Annotated in this window: 20 protein-coding genes; 12 read left to right on the top strand and 8 right to left on the bottom strand. The window is 68.9% G+C overall.

Annotation, left to right across the window (positions count from 1 at the left end; genetic code table 11):
* Positions 1–312: 312 nt before the first annotated feature.
* The 5 genes from VF632_RS07265 to VF632_RS07285 all read left to right on the top strand — a co-directional run bounded on the left by VF632_RS07265 (position 313) and on the right by VF632_RS07285 (position 4,303).
* Positions 313–1,125, top strand: a complete 813-nt coding sequence (locus VF632_RS07265; protein WP_349263979.1) for an AAA family ATPase — start codon at positions 313–315, stop codon at positions 1,123–1,125.
* A gap of 3 nt (positions 1,126–1,128) precedes the next feature.
* Positions 1,129–2,037, top strand: a complete 909-nt coding sequence (locus VF632_RS07270; RefSeq protein ID WP_331022204.1) for a ParB/RepB/Spo0J family partition protein — start codon at positions 1,129–1,131, stop codon at positions 2,035–2,037.
* 125 nt (positions 2,038–2,162) lie between these two features.
* A complete protein-coding gene (locus VF632_RS07275; protein WP_331022205.1) occupies positions 2,163–2,966 on the top strand; it encodes a M23 family metallopeptidase in 804 nt (267 codons plus the stop codon).
* 4 nt (positions 2,967–2,970) lie between these two features.
* Positions 2,971–3,408 carry a polymer-forming cytoskeletal protein gene (locus tag VF632_RS07280; RefSeq protein ID WP_331022206.1) on the top strand — a complete coding sequence of 146 codons (438 nt, stop codon included), beginning with the start codon at positions 2,971–2,973 and terminating at the stop codon, positions 3,406–3,408.
* A 136-nt stretch (positions 3,409–3,544) separates the two neighbouring features.
* Positions 3,545–4,303 (top strand): Nif3-like dinuclear metal center hexameric protein, encoded by a 759-nt coding sequence (locus VF632_RS07285; RefSeq protein ID WP_331022207.1) that lies wholly within the window; start codon positions 3,545–3,547, stop codon positions 4,301–4,303.
* A gap of 301 nt (positions 4,304–4,604) precedes the next feature.
* Here the strand turns inward: VF632_RS07285 and VF632_RS07290 are convergent, their stop codons facing one another.
* Positions 4,605–5,351 (bottom strand): HD-GYP domain-containing protein, encoded by a 747-nt coding sequence (locus VF632_RS07290; RefSeq protein WP_331022208.1) that lies wholly within the window; start codon positions 5,349–5,351, stop codon positions 4,605–4,607.
* Positions 5,352–5,395: 44 nt separating this feature from the next.
* Here VF632_RS07290 and VF632_RS07295 point away from each other — a divergent pair, with 44 nt between their 5' ends.
* Positions 5,396–6,055: a TIGR04282 family arsenosugar biosynthesis glycosyltransferase gene (locus VF632_RS07295; protein ID WP_331022209.1), complete on the top strand. Its 660-nt coding sequence runs from the start codon at positions 5,396–5,398 to the stop codon at positions 6,053–6,055.
* A 105-nt stretch (positions 6,056–6,160) separates the two neighbouring features.
* Here VF632_RS07295 and VF632_RS07300 read toward each other — a convergent pair whose 3' ends face one another.
* The 4 genes from VF632_RS07300 to VF632_RS07315 form a co-directional block, all read right to left on the bottom strand.
* On the bottom strand, positions 6,161–8,863 hold the full coding sequence (locus VF632_RS07300; protein WP_331022210.1) for a DUF5916 domain-containing protein: 2,703 nt from the start codon (positions 8,861–8,863) through the stop codon (positions 6,161–6,163).
* Between the two features lie 713 nt (positions 8,864–9,576).
* Positions 9,577–10,638 (bottom strand): VOC family protein, encoded by a 1,062-nt coding sequence (locus VF632_RS07305; protein WP_331022211.1) that lies wholly within the window; start codon positions 10,636–10,638, stop codon positions 9,577–9,579.
* A gap of 71 nt (positions 10,639–10,709) precedes the next feature.
* A complete protein-coding gene (locus VF632_RS07310) occupies positions 10,710–11,267 on the bottom strand; it encodes a YceI family protein (RefSeq protein ID WP_331022212.1) in 558 nt (185 codons plus the stop codon).
* 135 nt (positions 11,268–11,402) lie between these two features.
* On the bottom strand, positions 11,403–11,867 hold the full coding sequence (locus tag VF632_RS07315; protein WP_331022213.1) for a MarR family transcriptional regulator: 465 nt from the start codon (positions 11,865–11,867) through the stop codon (positions 11,403–11,405).
* Positions 11,868–12,004: 137 nt separating this feature from the next.
* On the opposite strand from VF632_RS07315, the gene VF632_RS07320 reads away from it, so the two are divergent.
* Positions 12,005–12,835 (top strand): alpha/beta hydrolase, encoded by an 831-nt coding sequence (locus VF632_RS07320; protein ID WP_331022214.1) that lies wholly within the window; start codon positions 12,005–12,007, stop codon positions 12,833–12,835.
* A 75-nt stretch (positions 12,836–12,910) separates the two neighbouring features.
* Here VF632_RS07320 and VF632_RS07325 read toward each other — a convergent pair whose 3' ends face one another.
* Positions 12,911–13,957, bottom strand: a complete 1,047-nt coding sequence (locus VF632_RS07325; protein ID WP_331022215.1) for a L,D-transpeptidase — start codon at positions 13,955–13,957, stop codon at positions 12,911–12,913.
* Between the two features lie 117 nt (positions 13,958–14,074).
* A complete protein-coding gene (locus tag VF632_RS07330) occupies positions 14,075–15,058 on the bottom strand; it encodes a quinone oxidoreductase (RefSeq protein ID WP_349263980.1) in 984 nt (327 codons plus the stop codon).
* A gap of 314 nt (positions 15,059–15,372) precedes the next feature.
* Between VF632_RS07330 and VF632_RS07335 the strand changes: the two genes are divergently transcribed.
* The 3 genes from VF632_RS07335 (at position 15,373) to VF632_RS07345 (ending at position 18,896) form a co-directional block, all read left to right on the top strand.
* The gene (locus VF632_RS07335; RefSeq protein WP_331022217.1) at positions 15,373–16,152 is read left to right on the top strand and encodes an amidase domain-containing protein; all 780 of its coding nucleotides are present in this window, start codon (positions 15,373–15,375) and stop codon (positions 16,150–16,152) included.
* Positions 16,153–16,524: 372 nt separating this feature from the next.
* Positions 16,525–18,552 carry a molecular chaperone HtpG gene (gene htpG, locus VF632_RS07340; RefSeq protein WP_331022218.1) on the top strand — a complete coding sequence of 676 codons (2,028 nt, stop codon included), beginning with the start codon at positions 16,525–16,527 and terminating at the stop codon, positions 18,550–18,552.
* A gap of 71 nt (positions 18,553–18,623) precedes the next feature.
* Positions 18,624–18,896 (top strand): hypothetical protein, encoded by a 273-nt coding sequence (locus tag VF632_RS07345; RefSeq protein WP_331022219.1) that lies wholly within the window; start codon positions 18,624–18,626, stop codon positions 18,894–18,896.
* A gap of 130 nt (positions 18,897–19,026) precedes the next feature.
* Here the strand turns inward: VF632_RS07345 and VF632_RS07350 are convergent, their stop codons facing one another.
* The gene (locus VF632_RS07350) at positions 19,027–19,401 is read right to left on the bottom strand and encodes a response regulator (protein WP_331022220.1); all 375 of its coding nucleotides are present in this window, start codon (positions 19,399–19,401) and stop codon (positions 19,027–19,029) included.
* A gap of 248 nt (positions 19,402–19,649) precedes the next feature.
* On the opposite strand from VF632_RS07350, the gene VF632_RS07355 reads away from it, so the two are divergent.
* Entirely contained in the window at positions 19,650–21,935 is a 2,286-nt protein-coding gene (locus tag VF632_RS07355; protein WP_331022221.1) for a hypothetical protein, read from the top strand.
* A 59-nt stretch (positions 21,936–21,994) separates the two neighbouring features.
* Positions 21,995–22,390: a cupin domain-containing protein gene (locus VF632_RS07360; RefSeq protein WP_331022222.1), complete on the top strand. Its 396-nt coding sequence runs from the start codon at positions 21,995–21,997 to the stop codon at positions 22,388–22,390.
* Positions 22,391–22,465 lie beyond the last annotated feature (75 nt).

Consider the following 22,465-nt stretch of genomic DNA (forward strand, 5'->3'; position numbering starts at 1 on the left):
GAGAACGGGCACCCTCCGCCAGCTGACACCGATTCCGAATACCTGCCGAACAAACTCGGCTTCTCAGGATCGTTTATAACCCACAAGCGCGCACTTCCGAGGGTGGCGCGTCGGCTGCGGGGCTGAAACACGATAAAAACGATTCTCGCGCGAAACTCTCGCCGGTGTTCCACGTGGAACATCTCTGAAGCGCCTCCATCCGGCGGCTGCGCGGTGATCGTGCTCTCGCCTTGCTCTTCCACTTCTTTCCACGCGCGCGCGCGCGTATATTGCCCGGGCAGCATCCAACCCCACCTCATCGTGAGGACGAGCGTGTCGCGCATCATCGCCATCGCGAACCAGAAGGGCGGCGTCGGCAAGACCACTACGGCCATCAACCTGGGCGCCTGCCTGGCCGTGGCCGAGAAAAAGACGCTCGTCATCGACATGGACCCGCAGGGCAACGCCACCAGCGGCTTGGGCATCGACAAGGAAGAGGTGCAGCGGTCCATCTACGACGTGCTCATCGAGGGGATGAAGGCCGACGAGGCCATCATTGGGAGTGTCCACTTTCCATACCTGGACGTGCTGCCCGCCACCCGCGACCTGGTGGGCGCCGAGGTGGAGCTGGTCAACCGCACCGGCCGCGAGAACATCCTTCGCAACGCCATCGCAACGCTGCGCGACCGGTACGACTACGTCCTGATCGACTGCCCGCCGTCGCTGGGCCTGCTGACGCTGAACATCCTGGCCGCGTCGGACTCGGTGCTCATCCCCATCCAGTGCGAGTTCTACGCGCTCGAGGGGCTGTCGCAGCTGCTGAACACGGTGACCATCGTTCAGAAGAGCCTGAACCCGGGGCTGCAGATCGAGGGCGTGCTGCTGACCATGTTCGACAGCCGCCTGAACCTGTCGCGCCAGGTGGCCGACGAGGCCAAGGAGTACTTCGGGCCCAAGGTGTACCGCACCACCATCCCGCGGAACGTGCGCATCGCCGAGGCGCCCAGCTTCGGGAAGCCCATCGTCCTCTACGACGTGATCTCCGTGGGCGCCAAGAGCTACCTGGCCCTCGCCAAGGAGGTCATCGCCCGCAAGGGTCGCAAGGGCGCCGCGGCCGAGGCGCCGGCGCTGGCGGCGGGGGAGTAGGCCATGGCGATGGCAAAGAAGGCCCGGCTGGGCCGCGGCCTGAGCGCCCTGATGGGCGAGTACACCGACGAGCCGCCGGCCGAGGTGGTCGAGCAGCCCAGCTCGGTTCCCACCTCGCACATTACCCCCAATCCGTTTCAGCCGCGCCGGGAGTTCACCCCCGAGCAGCTGTCGGAGCTGGAAGAGTCCATCCGGCAGAACGGGCTGCTGCAGCCGCTGGTGGTTCGCCGCGCCAGCGCTGATGCGCCGGACGGGGCGGCGTGGGAGCTGGTGGCGGGCGAGCGCCGCTGGCGGGCCGTCCGCCGCCTGGGGTGGACCGAGGTGCCGGTGGTGGTCCGCGAGCTGGACGACCGCGCCATGCTGGTGGTGGCGATCGTCGAGAACGTTCAGCGCGCCGACCTGTCGCCGCTGGAAGAGGCCGCGGCGTATCGCCGGCTGATGGACGAGTTCAGCTTCACCCAGGCCGAGGTGGCCGAGAGCGTGGGGCGCGAGCGGTCCACCGTCGCCAACCTGCTGCGCCTGCTGGCGCTGCCCGCCTCGGTGCAGCGGCTGGTGAACGAGGGCGCGCTTTCCATGGGCCACGCACGGGCGCTGCTGGGGCTGGAGGACGAGCGCGAGATGGCGGACCTCGCGCGCCAGGCAGCCGACACGGGGATGACGGTGCGCGCCGTGGAAGACCGGGTCCGCACGCGGCGCCCTGCCGGCAAGGGCAAGGCCGCCGAGCCTCCCGCGCGCGCCACCGGCGGCGACGCCGAGGTCCGCCGCCTGGAGGCGGAGCTGCAACGGGAGCTCGGCACGCGGGTACGTATCCACCAGCATGGCACCTCCGGACGGATCGAGATCCCGTTCCTGAACGTCGACGACTTTCAGGGACTGATGGAGAAGCTGCTCGGGCAGGACAGAACGAGATAGTGCGTGAGTGCGGTAGTGCGTGAGTGCGGAAGTGAACGGCACCGCGCCTGGAGCTCCGCACTTGGCCCACGCACCGGGCCCACTCACGCACTAACGCACCTCGCACTCACGCACTGCAGTTCAAAATGCCGGACGAACGCCGGATGACGGTCATCGTGGTTCCCAACGACCGCGACAACACCCGCACCTTTGAGCTGACCTACCGTCGGCTGAGGCGGCTGGGGGTTGGCGCGGGCGTCACCGCGTTCGTGCTGCTGATGATGGCGGGGTCGTGGTTCTGGCTTGCGGGGCAGGCGGCGCGGGTGCCGGGGCTGCGTACCGAGGTGCGCGAGCTCAGGCGCGACCGCGTGCAGATGCAGCAGCTGTCGAAGCAGCTGCAGGAGATCAGCACCGAGTACGCCAAGGTGCGGGGCATGCTGGGGGCCGACTCCATGGCGCTGCCGCGGGTGGAGGATGCCGGCTCCGCGGCGCCCGCGGCCGATACTGCCTCAGGCGACTCGGCCGGGGAGGGCGACCCAGCCACGGCGGCGTCACGCGCTTCCCTGCCCCGCCGCTGGCCGCTGGCGGCGCGCGGCTACGTCACGCGCGGGCAGCGGCGCACGCGCGGCGGGCTGCACCCCGGCATGGACATCGCGGTGGCCTCGGGGTCGCGCATCCTGGCGTCGGGCTCCGGCGTGGTGTCGGAGGTGGGCGAAGACAGCGTGTACGGCCGCTACGTGCGCATCGCGCATCCCGGCGGGTACGAGTCGCTGTACGCGCACGCGTCGGAACTGCTGGTGAGGGCGCGGCAACGGGTGCCTGCGGGCGAGGTGATTGCGCTCAGTGGCAGCACGGGCGTCTCCAGCGCGCCGCACCTCCATTTCGAGATTCGCCGGAACGGGCAGCCGGTAGACCCCGTTACGATGATCCACAACCCGAACACACAGTAGCCGAATGCTGGGACGGAAGGGCGCGGACGATCGCACGGTCGCGGCACGTGCGGCGGCGGGAGAGGGGTCGATGTCCATCATCGGGCCCGGCATGAGCATCACGGGCGACCTGGTGACCGAGGGCACCGTGCGCGTAGAGGGCCGCATCGAGGGCACCGTGCGCGCCGGCAAGGCCGTGATCATCGGAAAGAGCGGCGAGGTGGTCGGCGAGGTGATCACCCAGGATGCGGTGATCGGTGGGCGGCTGCGCGGCACCCTGGTGGCCGAGAGCCGTCTGGAGCTGCAGGCCACCAGCGACATCGAGGGGCAGATTCGCGCCCCCGCGCAGCACCTGCAACTGGAAGAGGGAGCGCGCTTCAACGGCCAGATCCAGATGCTGGACCAGGGCCAGATGGCGGCGCTTCCGCCGGGCACCAGGGAAGAGAACTCCACAGAGGCGTAAGGTTTATCCACATCCACGCCGAACAGGTTCAAGCCGTTGCGCCGCAACGGCTTGCCTGTTTTCCACAGGCAGGGTGCCCCGTTTTCCACCGGGGTTTTCCACATTTTTGTGGGAAGGCCCACAACCCGTTCCCAACGTGGAGCTTCGCGCCCTCGTCACCTACCTGGACCGGTACCTTCGGGCCACGGACGTACCCGACTATCCGAACGCTCTGAACGGGCTGCAGGTAGATTCGCGCCGCACGGAGGTACGGCGAATCGCCGTTGCCGTCGACGCCGCGCAGGCCACCATCGAGCGCGCCATCACCGGCGGGGCCGACCTGCTGATCGTGCACCACGGCCTCTTCTGGGATGGAAATCGCACCGTCACCGGCCGTCGCTACGCCCGGCTGAAGGCGCTCTTCGACGCCGACCTGCCTCTCTACTCGTCGCACCTGCCGCTGGACGTGCATCCCGACGTCGGCAACAACGCCGTGCTGGCCCGCGAGCTGGGCATCGACATCCAGGGCGGCATGGGCGACTTCAAGGGCATTCAGGTGGGCGTCTGGGGAACGATCGAGGCCATTCACCGTGACGAACTCTCGGCGCGGCTCGTCGCGCTGCTGGAGGGCCCGGTCACGGTGGCGCCCGGCGGCCCGGAGTTGGTCCGTCGCGTGGGGGTGATTACGGGCGGAGCGGGAGGGAGCGTAGGGGACGCGGCGGCGCTGGGATTAGATGCGTTCATCACCGGCGAGGGGGCGCACCACAACTTCTTCGACGCGGAGGAGGGAGGCGTGAACCTGCTGCTGGGTGGCCACTACGCGACGGAGACATGGGGGGTGAAGGCCCTGGCGCGACACCTGGAGGCGGAGTTCGGCATTGAATGGTCGTTCATTCACCATCCTACGGGGCTTTAGACCGCGGGGGGTACTTCAGGGCTGGGTGCGGACAGGCAGGCCCGGCGCTCGGGCCGGCTCCCCCATCCCCAACCCTTCCCCCGCAAACTGCGCGGGGGAAGGGAGCCAGTGTGGAGCGCTACCCACACCTATGCTCACCTCCAGCTGTCATCCTGATGAGGCCCAGGCGCGCCGAGCCGGCCCATAGCACAAGCTTCGCGGGCCGAAGGATCTAACCGCGGATGCGTACAAACTTGGGCGCGGCAGCGGTCGCCACCTACCAGAGGGCCTCGGCGGGTGGCATCTGACCGAGGGGTTGCGGCTACTCGGTTACGCCGGACGCCGCGTTGCGCTCCGCGAACAGGTCGCGCTCGGCAACGTCGTTCCAGCGCTCCCGCACGGCGGGGGTGTGGACCAGATCCACCAGGCCGGGATCGAACTGCGAGCCAGCGCCCTTCCTCAACTCCTCGAGCGCGTCTTCCAGCGGCATGGCGTCGCGGTACTTCCGCGGCTGGGTCATGGCGTCGAAGGCGTCGGCCAGGGCGATGATGCGGGCCCCCAGCGGAATCTCGTCACCTTTCAGCCCGCACGGATAGCCGCTGCCGTTCCAGCACTCGTGGTGCGAGGAGACGATGGCGCGGATCCCCGGATGCTCGGGCTCCAGCGGCGCCAGGATATGGGCGCTCTCGTGCGGATGAGACTTGATCTCGGAGCGTTCCTTCTTGCTCAGCCGCTTGCGCGAGTGCACGATGTGAAAGAAGCGGTCGTCGATCTTGCCCATGTCGTGAAGCAGCGCGGCGACGCGAAGCGTAGGCAGATCGCGGCGCGCCATCCGGCAGGCCTGCCCCAGCGCATAGCTGAGATCGGCGACGCGGCGGCTGTGGCGTGCGGTCACGGGATCGCCGGCGCTCAGTGCGTTCAGCGCCAGCTCCACCATCCGCCGGTGCATCATGCGCGTGCGGTTCTGCCGGGCAGAGGCTTCCACCATCCATGCGAGGCCCACCAGGCCCGCGCTGACCATGGCGACGGCCGCCGTGCGCGTGCCCTGCCCCGCTTCTGAATTCGGCATTCCAAGTGAGTGATCGAGGTTCCCGCCACGCTGCAAGGCCCTGCGTGTCTGCACAGGACATTCCACACGCGCGGGCGGCGGTCCTGGTGTTCGTGCGCGCCCCCGAAGCGGGCCGGGTGAAGACGCGCCTGGCCGCCTCCATCGGCGCCGACGCGGCGCTCGGCGTGTACCGCCGCCTGGCCGAGCACACGGTTCGCGAGGCCCTGGCCGTCGCGGGCGCGGAGGTGCGGGTGCACTTCACCCCGGCGGACGCGGAGGCGGCCGTTCGCGCATGGCTGGGGGATGGGCCCGCGCTGCTACCCCAGGCCGATGGCGACCTGGGCGGGCGGATGCGCGACGCCTTTGCCCAGGCATTCGCGGATGGACATCGGCGCGTCATCATCATCGGGTCGGACCTGCCGGAGATACGGACCGACCTGCTGCGCCAGGCGATCGCCCTGCTAGCCGATCACCCGGCCGTGATCGGACCCGCGCGGGACGGGGGATACTACCTGCTGGGACTCACGCGGCTGGTGGAGGGCATCTTCGAGGGGATCGCCTGGAGCACGCCGGGCGTCCTCCAGGCCACGCTGCAGCGACTGGAAGCGTTGGGCATCATCCCCGCCCTGCTGGAGCCCCTGACGGACGTGGACGAGGTGGGGGATCTGCCGCCAGGATGGCTGGACGCGCGCGCGTTTCACGTGGAACACGACCGACTGTCCTAGTTTCACGCAGAGGACGCAGGGACAAAAGAGAGGACGCAGAGAAAAACACCTTCTTTTCTCTGCGTCCTCTTCAGTTCTCTGCGTCCTCTGCGTGAAATGCAGTAATCAGCGGCCGATCCAGTACGTGGCTTTGATCACCAGCACATTGTCGGGCTTGGAGTCGAAGATCCCGTTGGCGTCGCGGCCGAACTCGAAGTCGCCGTACGCCTGCCCATCCGAACGCTGCTGCTGCCACACCAGGAAGAGCGTGCTTCCTGGCCGGTACTCCCACCGCAGCACGGCGTTTCCGCGCAGCGAGCGCACGTTGAAGTCCGGGTTGTCGAAGCGAAAGTCCTGGTCCGCCGCCGGGTCGCCGTCGGTGTCCAGGCGATACGTGCCCGGGGTGCCGTCGGCGCGCGTGGCGGCTACGGACAGCTCCGTGTCGGTGAAGGTGCGCCGGTCCAGGCTGCGCGGCCGCTCGAACTCCTTGAAGTTGCGGTAGTCGCCCGCGGCCACGAACGGCTGCGCATACAACTCCAGCGACAGCGTGGGCGAGAACGTCCAGTTCAGGCGCGTGCTCATCGACACGGTGTGCTGCTCCAGGTCGGCGAACACGGCGCGCCGGCCGAACATGGCCGTCGCCGTCGGGTCCGTGAACTGGCGGACGTAGGCGGCCCGGCTGTCGCTGTAGTTGTACGCCGGCGACAGGGTGAGCTGCACGTTGGTGCTGGGCTTGAAGCGAAGGCTGGCGTTCGCCTCCACGAAGCTTCCCCCATCGGCCGACCCGCCGAAGCCGGGGTTCATGGACAGCACAACCGGCTTGCGCGAGTCGGTGCTCATCCGCGGGCCCATGAACCAGCTGGCCGCACGGCGGACCACGGCGCCCCCGCGGGTGGCGCGGTCGGAGTACACCTCGGGCCTATAATGTCCGTAGAGCCCCGCCTCCCAGTAGTTGTGGAAGGTGCCGCTGACGAACGCGTGCACCTGCGCGTCGGTGCGGTCGCCGTCGAAGTTCACCTGGTTCTGCCCGCCCGCGCCCACCACCGCGTTCCGGTACCAGCTGCCCGGCTGGGTCCACTGCCGCAGCACGTTGCCGTGCATCCACACGTAGTCGGCCTGGGTGAGGAACGCCATGTCGTTCACCTCGAACCCCGGGCTGCGGTAGTTGACCGACGATTCCCACAGCCAGTCGCCGCTCTCCTTGCTCAGCCGCGCGTATCCGCCGAAGCCGCGCAGCGCGGTGGCGCCGGTTTCGTACCGGTCGCTGAACACCCCGTTCGAGCCCTGCCCGCGGTCCGGCCGGTTGAAGTAGCGCGCGGACGAGCGCTGCAGCCGGTCGATGGCGAGCGAGTCGCCCATGACGTTGCTCAGGGCCACGTTGCCCATCAGCCGGTACGTCTGGTTCTTCCAGTACAGGTTCCAGTCGGCGCCCAGGGCCTCGGCGTGCGCGGGAAGCTGGTTGCGCAGAAGGCCGTCGCCCTCGCCGAAGCGGCGGACCACGGAGGTGGCCATCAGCCCCCAGGTGCGGGCGCCGCCCGCGGTGGTGCGGCGCACGCGGCCCATGAAGTAGTTGGTCATCGGCTCCACCGTGTGCTCCGCCACGGGTCCGGTGAGGTTGCGCACGCGCGACACCTCGCGCGCCGTCACCGCCTCCAACGCGCCGATCTGCCATCCGCCCGCCGTGCGCCCGGTGAGCTTGGCGGCGCCGATCAGCCGGGCGTTGGCGGGCCGGTCCTCGTACTCGTACTCCTCCGGCAGCCCGCCCTGCGGCGACCGGCCGATGCGGCGCGAGTAGAACAGCGACATCCCGCTGACGTTGCTGCACGTGAAGCAGTTGAGCCCGCCAAAGCTGAGCAGGCCGCTTCCCTCCACGAAGAAGGGGCGCTTCTCTTCGAAGTAGCTTTCGAACGCGCTCAGGTTCACCACGGCCGGGTCCTGCTCCACCTGCCCGAAGTCGGGGTTGATGGTGGCCGACAGCGTAAGGTTGGAGCCCAGCAGCGCCCGCACGTCGGCGCCGATGCGGGTATCGTACTCGCGCTCGTGCTGGAAGGGGCTGCCCGGCTGCGTGGGCGTAACGTACGACGCCCGGCTGACCGCGTACGGCATGATCTCCAGCCCGCGCGGACGGCTTTCCACGCGAATGCCGGCCAGGTGCCCGAAGCGCGGCGGACCGCCCGTTTCCTTGCTGCCCCAGAACGACCACATCGACGTTTCGTTCAGCCGCTGCGCCTGCCGCCAGATCTGCATTCCCCACGTCTGCTCGACGGCGCTGGAAAAGCGCAGCTGGCTCCAGGGGATGCGCATTTCCGCCGTCCATCCCAGCGAATCGATGTGCGTCTCGGCCACCCACACCGGGTCCCACGAGGGGTCGGCGTTGGCGGAGGCCTGGCCCGCATCGTACTTGACGCCCGACGGGTTCACCTGCAGCACCGTGCGGCCGGCGTGGTCGTGGAAGGTGTCGAACACCAGTTGGATGTAATCGCTATCCACGTTCTGGTCGCGCCGCGTGAGCTGCCTGCGCACGCCGGCGGCGCCCAGCGAGTCGTACATCCGCGCACCCACGTACAGCGCGGCCTCGTCGTAGGCGAAGCGCACCTCGGTGCGCTGCGTGGCGGGCTGCCCCTCGTTGGGCTCCAATTGGCGGAAGTCCGTGGCCGGCGCGGGCGTCTTCCACACGTCCTCGCTGAGCTTCCCGTCGAGCACGATGCCTGCGGCACGGTGGGCCGACACGCTCGGCGTGCCCGAGGGGTGTGCGTCCTGCGCGGCGACGGGTGATGCAAGCACGCCCGCGGCGAGCAGGGCCGCGATGGTGGTCTGGATACGCTTCATGGACGCTGCCCCGAGTCTGGATGCTGCACGGTCCTGCAGAACGGATATTGGATGCAGCAAGTGGCCAAGTGGTTTACTTCGGGGTGCTACGGGTTTAGCAGGGCAGGGGTTTCAGGATGGGTCGAGAGGTCGCCGCAGCCCGCACGCGATATTCGGCAGCGTCGGATGGCTCGGCAGGCGCGGCGTGCGTGCAGGTGAAGCCCCGAGCGGAACGCACCGAGGCGTCGGGGTCGGTGCACGCTGCCGCGCCCGGGCTGTTACGTGCCCCATGCAAGATCCTTCGGCCCGCGAGGGATGCTCTGCGGGCGAGTGCGGTGCGCCTGGGCCTCTGGATGACAGGGCATTGAGTTGCGGAGATTTACGGTGACGCACCGGGCTGGCTCCCTTCCCCCGCGGGGTTTGCGGGGGAAGGGCTGGGGATGGGGGGCGCCCGGGGCATGCGCCGGGTTGCCGTGCCCCGGGGTTGTACGTGTCCGCGGCTGAATCTTCGGCCCGCGTGGTCTTGTGTGCGGGCAGCTGCGGTGCACCTGGGCCTCAGGATGACAAGGTGTGGTGCTACAACGACTTGCAGGCGCTCCCAGGTCTGAAGTGTACACCTTCTCCCACGCTGTTTGTGGGAGAGGGTGGACGAGCATAAGCGAGGACGGGTGAGGGCCCCGCGGAGCCGAGGACTTGCCTCGCACTCCGCACCCCCACCCGTCCATCTGTTCCACTCACCCCAGGGGCGCCAGCGCCGCGCCGATCTCGTCGCGGTCCGGCTCCAGCCACGCCGGCAGCTTCAGCTCCGTCCCCAGCGCCTCCTCGTCCACCCCGAAGCCGGGGCCGTCGGTGGCGATCTCCAGCAGCAGCCCGTCCGGCGCGCGGAAGTAGATGCTGTTGAAGTACGTGCGGTCCATCACCGGCGACGGCTGCACGCCCAGTGACCGGAGGTGGTCCACCCAGGCCCCCTGCTCCTCGTCGTCCCGCACCCGGAACGCCACGTGGTGCGTCTGCCCCACGCCGCCGCGCGCGCGGTTGTAGTGCGACGGCCAGCCGAAGAGCGTCCACGAGCTGTGGGGCGCCACCGTCTTCCCGTCGTAGCTGCCCCAGAAGTAGTGCAGCATGTCGGGCGCGTCGCGGTTGGTGGTCTTCTTGATCATCTTCAGCCCCAGCACGGCCTCGTAGAACTCGCCCGCGCGCTCCAGGCTGTCGGTGATGCCGCTGATGTGGTGAATCCCCTGCAGCGCCATGTCGGGGGTGATCGCCGGCACCGGCTCCGGGTGCGTCAGCGCCGCGATGGACGCCTCGTCGCGAAAGCCGCGGACGATGCGCTGCGGCGGAATCATCAGCTGCCGGCCCAGCGCCTCCGCCGGCTCGTCGATGTCGTAGCCAGGCCCCTTGCTGGCGATCTCCAGGATCTGCCCGTCGGGGTCGCGAAAGTACAGGCTGGTGAAGTAGCCGCGGTCGTACGGCCCGCTCACGTGCACGCCGTGGTCCGTCAGCCGGCGCTTCCACTTCAGCAGCGCCTCGTCGCTCTCCGCCCCCAGCGCCAGGTGGTGCACCCCGCCGATGCCGGGACGGCCCGCGGGCGCATCGCCCCACTCGAAGAAGGTGAGAATGGTGCCCGGCCGCCCGCCCTCGTCGCCGAAGTACAGGTGGTAGGCGCCCGGATCGTCGAAGTTCACCGTCTTCTTCACAAGCCCCAGCCCCAGCACGCCGCGGTAGAACTCCAGCGTGCGCCGCGCGTTGGACGAAACCATGGTGATGTGGTGAAAGCCCTGCGTCTCCAGCTTCATCGTCGCCTCCTTCCCGGTCCGGCGCCCCTCCCCGGGCCGGGGAGGGGCGAAAGCTCCGCGCTCGCTCCTGGTCAGTCCGCCTGCTTCACGGCCTGCACCTCGAGCGTGATCTTGATGTCGTTGCTCACCAGTACGCCACCGGTCTCCAGCGCCTGGTTCCAGGTGAGCCCGAAGTCGCGCCGGTCGATCTTGGTCGTGGCGCTGAACGCCGCGCGCTCACCGCCCCACGGGTCGCCGCCGCGGCCCTCGTCCGTCACGTGAAGCACCACCGGGCGCGTCACGTCGCGGATGGTCAGGTCGCCGGCCACGTCGAAGCCGTCGCCCGCCGGCGTCACGCTCACGCTGCGGAAGCTGAGCGTGGGATGGTTCTCCACGTCGAAGAAGTCCGCCGAGCGCAGGTGCGCGTCGCGCTGCTCCTGGCGCGTGTCGATGCTGGTCGTGTCGATCTCGGCCGTGACGGTGGAGGCGCTGGGATTGGTCTCGTCCAGCACGATGGTCCCGCTCACGGCGCCGAAGCGGCCGCGCACGGTGCTGATCATCAGGTGCTTCAGCGAGAACTCGACGTTGGTGTGCGCCGGGTCGATCTGCCACGTGGTCGTGGTGCTGGTGCTCTCGGTCGTGATGCTCATGGTAGCGTCCTCGTTGTGTTGGTTCGGTCGCGTGGGCCCATCTCTCCTTTCGCGGCGGCCGGGCCGTTCGACCCGCCGCGATTGCTTCACTGCTTTGAATCTTAGAACTAAGATAGTCGTGCAAACGAATTTTGTCTAGGCCGGCTTCTCCGCCTCCGCCGCGTGCCGCCCCAGCTTGCGGAGCAGCTCCGTAACGGTCTGCTTCTCCTCGGGCGTCAGCCCGCCGAGCGCGGCCTCGAGCGCGGCCGCGTGGGCGGGAAAGATCTCGGTGATCAGCGCCTCGCCCTCGGGGGTGAGCGCGGCGTAGTAGGCGCGCCGGTCGTGCTCGCACCGCCGCCGCTCCGCCAGCCCCTTGGCCGCCAGGCGGTCCAGCAGGTAGGTGACGCCCCCGCTGGTCACCAGGATCTTCTTCTGCAGCTCTCCCAGCAGCAGGGGGCCCTTGTGGTGCAGCGCCTCCAGAATGCCGAACTCCATCAGCGTCAGCCCGTGCCGCGCGATGTCGGCCTGCGCGTGCGCCGCCACGGCGCCGTGGGCGCGCGACAGCACCACGAACAGCTTCAGCGCCTGCTCCGTCGATTCCTTCGTTCTCGTGTTGCTCATCGTCGTCGCCTCGTCATTTATCTTAGAACTAAGATAACGGAAGGGCATCCCAAGATCAAGGGTCGCGGAGGGCCCTGGCGCGTGGTACAATGACGCCCGTCCGCCCGACGCACAACGGTCCAGGGGTCCGAAAATCGATGACCGATCCGCAGATTCCAATTCTCGCGCACACTCGCGTCACCGGGAAGGATGCCACGCCCACGCGATGGCTGCTGGTGCTTCACGGCATCTACGGCAGCGGCCGCAACTGGGGCACCATCGCGCGGCGGCTGGTGGAGGCGCGGCCGGAGTGGGGCGTGCTGCTGGTGGACCTGCGCAACCACGGGGGCTCCAGGGGCTTTCCCGGCCCCCACACCCTAGCCGCCACCGCCGAAGACGTCGACCGCTTGGTGGAGCACCTGGGGATCGACGCCACGGCGGTGATGGGGCACTCGTTCGGCGGCAAGGTGGCGCTGGTCTACGCGGCGCACCACGGCGGGGCGGGCCAGCTGCGGCAGGTGTGGGTGATGGACAGCACCCTCTCCGTCCGCGAGCCCGAGGGCAGCGCCTGGCGGATGATCGAGGTGATCCGTGCCCTGCCGCCGGAGTTCGCGTCGCGCGCCGAAGCGGTGGAGGGGATCGCGCGGGCCGGGTACGACGAGGCGCTGGGGCAGTGGATGGCCATCAACCTGGAGCTGGTGGATGGAACGTACCGCTGGCGCCTGGATTGGGACGTGATCGAAGAGATGCTGCGCGACTACTTCCGCACCGACCTGTGGGAGACCGTGGTGCGCCCACCGGGGGAGGTGGAGATCCACATCGTGAAGGCGACGGAAAGCAACTCGCTGGATGACGAGGCGATCCGCCGCGTGGAGGCGGCGGGGACGGCCAACCCTCGCGTGCACCCTCACCAGCTGCATGGCGGGCACTGGATCAACACCGACAATCCTCAGGGCGTGCTGGCCCTGCTGGCGGGCAGCCTGCCGTAGGGCTCCCCGCCCCCGGCCCCCATCCCCCGCTGCGCAGGGGAGGGGGAGACCTGAATCGCGCTTTGGCCGGCGCCGTCAGGGCTCGTCGTCCGCGGAGACGGGGGCGGCAGCGCTATCCGTGGCTGGGGCGGCCACCTCGGCGGCGGGGGCAGGGACGGACGCGCCGGCGAGCTGCGTTGCGGCGCCCACCGTCGGCGTGCCCAGCAGCGCGGGCCCGCTCTCGGCGGCGGGGCGCGGCGGCTCGGGGCGGAGGTAGGGGATGTCGGCCAGCGCGAACGAGGCGCCGCCGCGCGCGGCACCCTGCCGCAGGCGCGCCATCGCCAGCGACGGCACCTGCGCGGTGTCCATCCCCGCGCGCGCCATCTCACGCTTCACCGCCGCGGCGAATCCGACGTCCCTGCCGTACACATTGGGATAGACGTGCAGCCGGTCGCCCCGCAGGCTCGCCACTTGGTAGGTAACGCGCATGCGGATGGACCGCGCCATCACGGTGTGCCGCTCGTTCTTCCCCGGCCGCGCCAGCCGCTCCAGCTCCGCGCTGTCGGCGTTGGGCGCGGCGATGCGGTGAAGGCGCTTGGCCAGGTCTACCACGTCGGCGTTCGACATCCGGATGCACCCGTGCGAGGCCGGCGCGCCCAGCCGCCCCTCGGAGGTTGTGCCGTGGATGTAGATCAGCTCGTCCATGTGCAGCTTCACGCGGCCCATGGGATTGCGCGGGCCCGGCGGCTCCGGCTTGCGGTTGCGCGCCCAGCCGCTTCCCGGCGGCGGATTCCACCAGGGGTTCCAGATCACCGTCGCCAGCAGGTATTCCCCCACGGGCGTGGCATATCTCGCCGATCCCACGGAAACCGGGTAGGTCTGCACCACGCTCCCCGCCTCCCACAGCTCCAGCCGCCCGCTGGGGATGTTCACCACGACCTCCACGTCCGGCACGATCTCCCGCTTCGGCTTGGCCGGGACGGTGTCGGCGGCGGCGCTGTCGCCGCGCTCGATGCCCGGGACGGCGCCAGGGCGCAGTCCGTTGACGGCGGTTTCGGCGGCGGCATCACAGCCGGAAAGGCCCGTCGACAGCGAGGCTGTAGAAAGGAGAAGCAGGCCCAGGGAGCGAGCGCGGGACCACATGGGAAGAACGCCTTCAGGGGAGGTACGCGCGGGCGCCGACGTGGTGCCCCTGCTAAATAAACATCCTTTGTGCCCACGATACAAGCGGCATGCCGTTCCAGCGGGAACTCGGGCCTGCTACTCTGCCCCGCCGCTCACGTTCAGAAGCACCTTCCCCGTAGTCCGCCGGCCCTCCAGCGCGCGGTGCGCCTCCGCCGCGTCGGCCAGAGCGAACTCGGCGCCGATGCGTACATCCAGCTCGCCCGCGGCCATCCAGCCGAACAGCTCGCCCGCGCGCCAGAGCAGCTCGTCGCGCGTGGCCACGTAGTGCCCCAGGGTGGGGCGCGTGAGGAACAGCGACCCCTTCTGGTTCAGCAGCTGCGGGTCCACGGGCAGCACGGAGCCACTGGACTGGCCGAAGAGCACCATCATCCCCCGCGGCGCCAGCACGTCGAGGCCGGCGAGGAAGGTGGTCTGCCCCACGGAGTCGTAGATCACCTGCACGCCGCGCCCGTCCGTCAGCCGCTCCACCTCGCCCGCGAAGTCCTGCCGCGTGTAGACGATCACCTCGTCAGCCCCCGCCCCGCGCGCCAGCTCCGCTTTCTCGTCGCTCCCCGCCGTGCCGATGACGATGGCGCCGCGGCGCTTGGCGATCTGGGTGAGCAGCAGCCCCACGCCGCCCGCCGCCGCATGGACGACGCAGACGTCGCCCTCGCGCAGCGGCCAGGTGGATGCGGCCAGGTAGTGCGCGGTCATCCCCTGCAGCATCACCGCCGCGCCCAGCCGCGTGCTGACGCCGTCGGGAAGCGGCACCAGCCTGGCGGCCGGCACCACGGCAAACTCGGCGTACGCGCCCATGTGGCCGGCCCACGCCACGCGGTCGCCCACGCTCACCTCCGCCGCCGCCTCGCCCACGGCCACCACCGTCCCGGCGCCCTCCTCGCCCAGCGTGGCGGGGAGCGGCACCGTGTACAGGCCGGTGCGCTTGTACACGTCGATGAAGTTCACCCCCGCGGCCCCCAGGCGCACCAGCGCCTCCCCCGGCCCGGGCTGGGGAACGGGCACCTGCTCCACGCGCAACGCGTCTGCGGAGCCGGGCTGGTGAAGGCGGATCGCCTGCATGGTCGCGCTGTCGATCATCCGAATGGCTCAGAGTGGTTGCGGGCTGCCGCGCGTCGGTCATTGGAAGAAGCGGGCCCCACGGGCATTCCACGGCGGAGTTGCACATGACCCGCGCGCTGGCAGGGGCTTGACAATCAAGGAACAACGGTTTACCGTGCAAGTGAGCGTATCGTCGCCTTCGGGCCGCGTGCGTCCCCTCCTTTCTTCTGCTTCAATCATACGCGCGTTCGCGCGCGCTATCCCCTGCCCATATCCCATGGGCGGCGTTGGCTTTGCCGACGACCAATTCATCTCCGTAGTGATAAGGAGATCCAATGTCCCAGACATGGTCCAGAAGCTGGACGCTCGTCCTGCTCGCTCTCGTGTTAACGCTAGCGGGCGCTTGCAGCGACGCGATAACCGAGACTACGCGTCCGGACAGTCCAAGCTTTCAGCGGACTACGGGGAAGATCGCCGTCAACCGTGCACTGGTCGCTCAGTATGCCAGGGCCCACTGGAACCGCGCGTACGGGACGGGAAGTACCCACAACCCCTTCTGCAATTACGAGAAGGAAGGAGGGAACTGCGCGAATTTCGCGAGTCAGGCGATCATGGCGGCACTCGTAGGTTCTACTGACCCTCGAACCGTCATCAACCGTCGTCGTGAGTTCCAGATCGATCGTGATCCGCGATACAAGGCGAGCTATCAGTGGTATTTTGAATCGTGCCAAGACAAGGGACCGGCTTGGGGCGGGGCTCACAAATTGTACGAATACGCAAAGTACAATAAGCCGACCTACAAGAGCTTGCATTTTCAGTTGGTGACGTACGATACGCCGACCAAGTTCATGGACTACAAGCTCGTCCAGCCCGGCGATATCATCTTTATGGACGTTGAGAACAATGGGCACTTCGATCACACGATGATCGTAGTCGCGTACAACAGCACCTCCGTATTCAAGCGTGGCTACGATCGCGTCCGCGTTGCATACCAGAACGCGATCGGCCTTCCGAGCGTCGGAGACCGGGGCCTCGGAGAGATCAACGAGGCGTACAAGTTTAAGGCAGTCTTCCACGTCTATCGCCCGATCGACTACAGCTACGAGGGGCAGTAGCTCGCCCTAGCGACCCGACAGCCGAGGCAGCCGCAGTCTCTGTGCGGCTGCCGACCCTAGCCGTCGCTCGGGTTCTGATGGGCCGCGTGCCGGCGCACCTCTCAACCGCAGCGCGCTAATAACCTGCCACACACCAACTCTCCCACTAACGCTAGCACCCCTCATCAGCGGTCGCGCATGCTACGTGGGATGCACCTCGGGACACGCGCATTCTCCGGCTGCTGCTCGGCTCCCCCTAGTAAGGCATCGCCTTCCGCCACTTGTTGCATCCGCAGCGGGATCATTAAATTCCCAGGCTGTCCGCGGGCTTGATGACGCCGCGGAGCGTGATCGACATACACATCATCCGAACGCAGCCCACAGGAGGATAGCGTGCCCGAGCAGGCCCAGCAGTTCGCCTTCCAGGCCGAGGTGCAGCGGCTCCTCGACCTGGTGATCCACTCGCTGTACACCGACAAGGAGATCTTCCTCCGCGAGCTGGTGTCCAACGCGTCCGACGCCATCGACCGGCTCCGGTTCGAGGCGCTCACCAACTCTGAGCTCCTTCCCGAAGGGCACGAGCCCCAGATTCGCCTGGTGCCCGACAAGGAGAACCGCACCCTCACCATCGAGGACGACGGCATCGGCATGACGCGCGACGAGGTGGTGCAGAACATCGGCACCATCGCCCGCTCGGGCACGCGCGAGGCGCTGGAGCAGCTCAAGGAGCAGGACGGCGCCGCCAACCTCATCGGCCAGTTCGGCGTGGGCTTCTACTCGTCGTTCATGGTGGCCCACCGCGTGGAGCTGGTGACGCGCAAGGCGGGAACCGGCGAGGCCGTGCGCTGGGAGTCGGCGGGCGACGGCTCGTTCACCGTTACCGAGGCCGAGCGCGACCGACCGGGCACCACCATCACGCTTCACCTGAAGGCGGTGGACAGCGAGAACGGCATTGAGGACTACGCCGACCGCTGGGTGCTTTCGCGCATCGTCCGGCAGCACGCCGACTTCATCACCTATCCCATCATCCTGCCGGCCGAAAAGCCGGAAGAGGTGCCGGAAGGCGAGACGCCGGAGCCGGAAAAGCCGATCAACTCCATGAAGCCCATCTGGTCGCGCCCCCCGCAGGAGGTGACCCAGGAGGAGTACGCGGACTTCTACAAGCAGATCTCGCACGACTGGTCGGATCCGCTGGAAACCATCCACACCCGCGCCGAGGGGCTGGTGGAGTACCAGGCCGTGCTCTTCCTGCCGTCGCGCGCCGCCACCGACATGTACTACCCCGGGTTCAAGCCCAACCTGCGGCTGTACGTCAAGCGGATGCTGGTGCGCGAGAACAGCGAGGAGCTGCTTCCGCGCTGGCTGCGGTGGGTGCGCGGCGCCGTCGACTCGCCCGACCTGCCGCTGAACGTGTCGCGCGAGATGCTGCAGAGCGACCGGCACGTCCGGCAGATCCGCCGCGCGCTCACCAAGAAGGTGCTCGACACGCTCAAGAAGATGCTGGAGAGCGACCGGGCCAGGTACGAGACCTTCTGGCGCGAGCTGGGACGGGCCGTCAAGGAGGGCGTGGACAGCGACTACGAGAACCGCGACACGCTGCTGGGGTTGCTGCTCCTGGGCTCGTCGCGCGAGGCCGAGGCGCTGACCACGCTCAAGGAGTACATCGAGCGCATGCCCGAGGGGCAGTCCGACATTTGGTACCTGACGGGCACCTCGCGCGAGCAGATCGAGAACTCGCCCGCGCTGGAAACCTTCCGCGACCGCGGCTGGGAGGTGCTGTACCTGACCGACCCCGTCGACGAGCTGGTGGTGCAGTCGGTGACGGAGTACGAGGGCAAGCGCCTGCGCTCGGCCGGCAAGGGTGCGGTGGAGCTGGAGGCGGGCGAAAAGAAGGAGGAGGGCGAGGAGCAGAAGAAGGAGTTCGAGCCGTTCCTGGGCACCCTTCAGAAGCGCCTGGAGAAGTGGGTGAAGGAAGTCCGGCTTTCCGGCCGCCTGACGAAGTCGCCCGCGGTGCTCGTCGTCTCCGACCACGACTACTCGCCGCAGCTGGAGCGGCTGCTTTCGCAGGGCCGCGACGGCGTGCGCCAGCGCCGCATCCTGGAGCTGAACGCGGGGCACCCGCTGGTGCAGGGCCTTCGCCGCCGCTTCGACGCCAACCCCAACGACGCGGTGGTGGGCGACTACGGCGAGCTGCTGCTGGGCTGGTCGCTCCTGGCCGAGGGCAGCGAGCCGCACGACCCCGTCCGCTTCACCCAGCTCGTCGCCGGGCTGATGGAGACGGGGCTGGACACGGCCCCGGTTGCGCCGAGCGCCACGCCCGAAGCATCGGCGGAGGAATCGGCCGACGAAGCACCGACGGAAGCACCGGTGGAGTCCGAGCCCGAATCCACGTCAGAAGAAACGACGACGACCGCGGGGTGATGCTGGCTCCCGGCGTCGCCGATTGATCGTGTTCGGTAGAGCAGTATCCACGCAGGCAACGGAGGAACCAGGTGCGGGCGACCATCGTGGCTTCGGTCGGTGCCGATGGCGAGCAGGAGGCCGCGACCGCATGGCTGGCTCGCTGGCGTCCGCACCTGACGTACTGTTCAGAAAATCAGGGCTGTGGCTGCTGCGTCGACATCTGGGACGTCGACGCTCCCGCCGAGGCTCTCACGCAATTACCCCAGACGCTGCAGGCGATGAGCGAGTGGACACATCCCGATTTTCCCAAGCTAAACGCGAACACCCGATCGTTCGTCGGGGCCGACGCTTTCTTCGTATGAAGCGGAAGGGCAACCTCGCCCGGTAAGAATGGATGGCTGAGCGATGAACGATCAATGACGAAGCCCTCCCCCGACGCGGTCGGGGGAGGGCTTCGTCAGTCGGCCCGCGTCAGTCGGCCCGCGTCAGATCTCAGGCCGCCGCGTCCACCAGCGTCTTCACGTGGGACGCGATCACGTCGGGGGGGCAGGGCTTGAGGAGCACCGCCGAGCACAGGCCGCGCATCCGCTCCTGCTCGATGGCCGACTGGGAGCCCGTTACCGCCACGATCGGCATGCGATGAGTCGGCCAGCGCTCGCGAAACGACAGGGCCGTGTCTACCCCATCCAGCCCCGGCATCATGATGTCCATCAGCACCACGTCGGGCCGGTGCGTGTACATGTGAAGAATCGCTTCGCCCCCGTGCGCCGCCTCCAGCACGTGGTATCCGCAGTCCAGCAGGAACGCGGCGTACGCCTGCCGCGTGGGCGCGTGATCGTCGACCACCAGCACCGTCTTTCGATCCATCGGCATCCTTTACCGTCGCAGGTCATGGGCCGGCGCTGGCCGCGCCCCAACCCGCCGTTTGGCAATGACTTGGATGATAGTGGACAATCTCGCGCCGCGGCATCCGGAAAGAGGGAACGGGTGTAGGGAGAGTTCCCGACACGCCCGAGGGCAGCTTTCACCGCCGGATTCCAGGCGTGGCGCGGCGCTTGCCGATTCACGAAGTGAGCACGCCGTGGGGGCGTGCACGGAAATCGGTATCGGATTCCATGAAGCTCCGCATGTTCCTGTGCGCGGCGCTCGTTCTGGGCGTGGCGCCTTCCGTCGCAGCCCAGCGCGACACCCTTCGCATCGGCACGCCGCGCGACAGCGTGCGCAGGGGCGCGCCGGCGGACTCGGGGCGCGCTCCCCGCGACAGCGTTCGCATTCGCATTCCCGGCGACGTGCGGCCGCTGGACACCACGCCGTGGGTTCCGGGGCCGGGCAACGAGCCGCTGACGGACAGCATTTTCGACGCGCCGGGCACGCGCGAGCTGGTGAACCGCGTGATCCGCTCCGGCAGCGCCGTGCCCGCCGCGCTGGACGACTACCGCGCCGACATGCGCGCGGCCATCTACCTGGCGCTGGCCTCCGACACCACCGACGCCGCCGAGCTGCCGGTGACCGTCGACGAGGTGGCGGGTGCGGTGCGCTGGAACGAGAGCGGCGCGGTGGAGCAGACCATCAGCGGGCACCGGATCAAGTTGCTGGCGCCCACGCCGTACACCATCGGGTCGCTGCTCGAGGCGCCGTGGATCATCCCGCACCTGTACGGCAACACCATCACCGTTTTTTCGCTGGCGGCGGCGCCCAACGCGCGGGCGCCGCTGGCGCAGGCCATCCACCCGTTCTCGTTCCGCGGCATCGACTTCTACCAGTACGAGACGGGCGACACCGTTCGCGTCACCACGCAGGAGGGACGGCTGACCCTGGTGCCCGTGCGCGTGCGGCCCCGCGGCGACGCGATGGAACGCGCGGGAACCCACCGCGTGGTGGCGGGAACCTTCTTCGTGGACGTGGACCGCGCCGCCATCGCCCGCGCCCGCTTCGGGTTCGTGGAGCACAGCGGGCGCTTCATGGTCACCGAGACGGGATTGTTCTTCGAGCTGGAGAGCGCGCTGGTGGAGGGGCAGTACTGGCTGCCGGTGCGCCAGCGGCGCGAGATCCAGATCGGCTCGCCGCTGCTGGGGGGGACGGCGGCCGTGCGGCTGGTGACGGTGCTATCCAACTTCGACCTGAACACGGGATGGATGCCGGAGGCCCGCGGCTCGCGCCTGGTGTGGCGGCTGGAGGATGGTGCGTTCGCGGGATGGCGCGGCGTGGGCGACGACACCGACGCCACGGACGTCGCCGACTTCGCGGACCTGCGCGCCCAAGTGCGCCCGCCGGAAAGCACGCGCGGCGTGCAGGCGGCCCTGCGCTACGAGCAGAGCGGGCACCTGTTCCGCTACAACCGGGTGGAGGGCCCGTTCCTGGGCCTCGGCACCGTCATCACCCCGCGAAACCCGGAGCGCCGCGACTGGGACGTGTACGCGCACGCCGGCTACGCGTTCAGCGAAGGCGTGCCGCGGGGCGAGCTCTCGTTCCGCTGGCACCCGGGACAGGGCACCGTTCCCCTGGGACCGCGCTACAGCGCCGTCGTGGGCGGCTACCGGCGGCTTCGCGACATGACGTCGTTCCGCCCGCCCCTGCAGTGGGAGCTGGGGTACGCGCTGACCGCCGCGCTGGCCGGGTACGACGTGCGCGACTACTACGACGCGCTGGGCGCCGAGGCGTTCGCCACGCGCCGGCGCGACCGCTGGACGGCGCGCCTGGGCGGGCGCTGGGAGCGGCACGATTCCGTGACGCTCAACACCGACTCGTACGTGTTCGGCACGGCGGGCGAGTTTCCGTCCGTCGCGGCCGCGGAGCCGGGGACGCATGCGGCGGCGGAGGCGATGCTGCGCTACGCCCGCGGCACCGGCTCCTTCGGCGTGGGCAGCGGCCTGGTCGCGCAGCTCACCGCCGACCAGGGCTTCGGCGACTTCGGCATCACGCGGGCGCAGGCGCTGCTGTCCGTGCGCTTCCCGACGAAGTACGTCACCGCCATCGGGCGGGCGGACGCGGGGACCATCGCCGGGCGTGCGCCCGCCCAGTTCCTGTACCGCTTCGGCGGGATCGAGGGGCTGCGGGGGTACGAGCGCAACGAGTTCGGCGGAACGACGGCGGCGCTGGGGCGCGCGCGGATGCTGCTTCACCTGCCGCCGTACTCCAGCGAGCCGCTGTTCCGCGCGGGTGTGTTCCTGTTCCCGCCGCTGCGCCCCGCCTTCGTCGTTTCGGGCGACGCGGGGTGGTCCACCATCAACGACGAGTCGGCCCCGGCGCTGGCGCGCCTGGGCGCGCGCGAGACGGACGGGTGGCTCACCTCGTACGGGGCAGGACTCAGCCTGTTCGAGGACGCGGTATCCATCGAGTACGTGTGGCCCGGCAACGGTGGCAAGGGCCGGTGGTACACGGGCTTCGTGGCGTATTTCTAGCGAGCATCGTCAGGCCGACGAAGCTTTGACCACAACCAGGACCGGAGCCGGAGCAACCCATGTCGTCCATCAACCGCCCCCTCGCGGGACCCGTGCTGGCCTTCGACCTTGCCGAGCAGATCGCCTCGATGCGCGCCGAGGATCCATACAGCCGCAGCGGCCGGGTGGGGCGCACGCTGGCCAAGAGCGGCCGCTTTCGCCTTACGCTCACCGTGATGAAGTCAGGCAACGAGATCGGCACGCACCACGCCGACAGCCCCATGACGCTGCAGGTGATCGAGGGTGGGCTGCGGTTTCGCACCGACGGGCAGGAGTACACGCTGGGCGCGGGGCAGGTGCTGTTCTTTGGCCCCGGCGAGGCGCACGACATCCGTGCGGACCAGGACAGCGCCCTGCTGATCACCGTCTCCGCAATCGGCGACGACTACCGCCCGGGCGAAACCGCCAGCGCCTGAGTTCGTTCGAAGATGGGCTCACGCGGAGGCGTCCCCGCGTGAGCCCGTCTCTCGTCCGGACGTGACGGATCGCGG

The organism is Longimicrobium sp. (assembly GCF_036388275.1).
Lineage (GTDB): Bacteria > Gemmatimonadota > Gemmatimonadetes > Longimicrobiales > Longimicrobiaceae > Longimicrobium.

Excerpts from the sequence above, each read along its gene's own strand:
- VF632_RS07300 (WP_331022210.1), bottom strand. The coding sequence starts at position 8,863 with ATGAAGCGTATCCAGACCACCATCGCGGCCCTGCTCGCCGCGGGCGTG.
- VF632_RS07305 (WP_331022211.1), bottom strand. The coding sequence starts at position 10,638 with ATGAAGCTGGAGACGCAGGGCTTTCACCACATCACCATGGTTTCGTCC.
- VF632_RS07275 (WP_331022205.1), top strand. The coding sequence starts at position 2,163 with ATGCCGGACGAACGCCGGATGACGGTCATCGTGGTTCCCAACGACCGC.
- VF632_RS07310 (WP_331022212.1), bottom strand. The coding sequence starts at position 11,267 with ATGAGCATCACGACCGAGAGCACCAGCACCACGACCACGTGGCAGATC.
- VF632_RS07280 (WP_331022206.1), top strand. The coding sequence starts at position 2,971 with ATGCTGGGACGGAAGGGCGCGGACGATCGCACGGTCGCGGCACGTGCG.
- VF632_RS07270 (WP_331022204.1), top strand. The coding sequence starts at position 1,129 with ATGGCGATGGCAAAGAAGGCCCGGCTGGGCCGCGGCCTGAGCGCCCTG.
- VF632_RS07290 (WP_331022208.1), bottom strand. The coding sequence starts at position 5,351 with ATGCCGAATTCAGAAGCGGGGCAGGGCACGCGCACGGCGGCCGTCGCC.
- VF632_RS07350 (WP_331022220.1), bottom strand. The coding sequence starts at position 19,401 with ATGGATCGAAAGACGGTGCTGGTGGTCGACGATCACGCGCCCACGCGG.
- VF632_RS07320 (WP_331022214.1), top strand. The coding sequence starts at position 12,005 with ATGACCGATCCGCAGATTCCAATTCTCGCGCACACTCGCGTCACCGGG.
- VF632_RS07360 (WP_331022222.1), top strand. The coding sequence starts at position 21,995 with ATGTCGTCCATCAACCGCCCCCTCGCGGGACCCGTGCTGGCCTTCGAC.
- VF632_RS07355 (WP_331022221.1), top strand. The coding sequence starts at position 19,650 with ATGAAGCTCCGCATGTTCCTGTGCGCGGCGCTCGTTCTGGGCGTGGCG.
- VF632_RS07325 (WP_331022215.1), bottom strand. The coding sequence starts at position 13,957 with ATGTGGTCCCGCGCTCGCTCCCTGGGCCTGCTTCTCCTTTCTACAGCC.
- VF632_RS07330 (WP_349263980.1), bottom strand. The coding sequence starts at position 15,058 with ATGCAGGCGATCCGCCTTCACCAGCCCGGCTCCGCAGACGCGTTGCGC.
- VF632_RS07335 (WP_331022217.1), top strand. The coding sequence starts at position 15,373 with ATGTCCCAGACATGGTCCAGAAGCTGGACGCTCGTCCTGCTCGCTCTC.
- VF632_RS07315 (WP_331022213.1), bottom strand. The coding sequence starts at position 11,867 with ATGAGCAACACGAGAACGAAGGAATCGACGGAGCAGGCGCTGAAGCTG.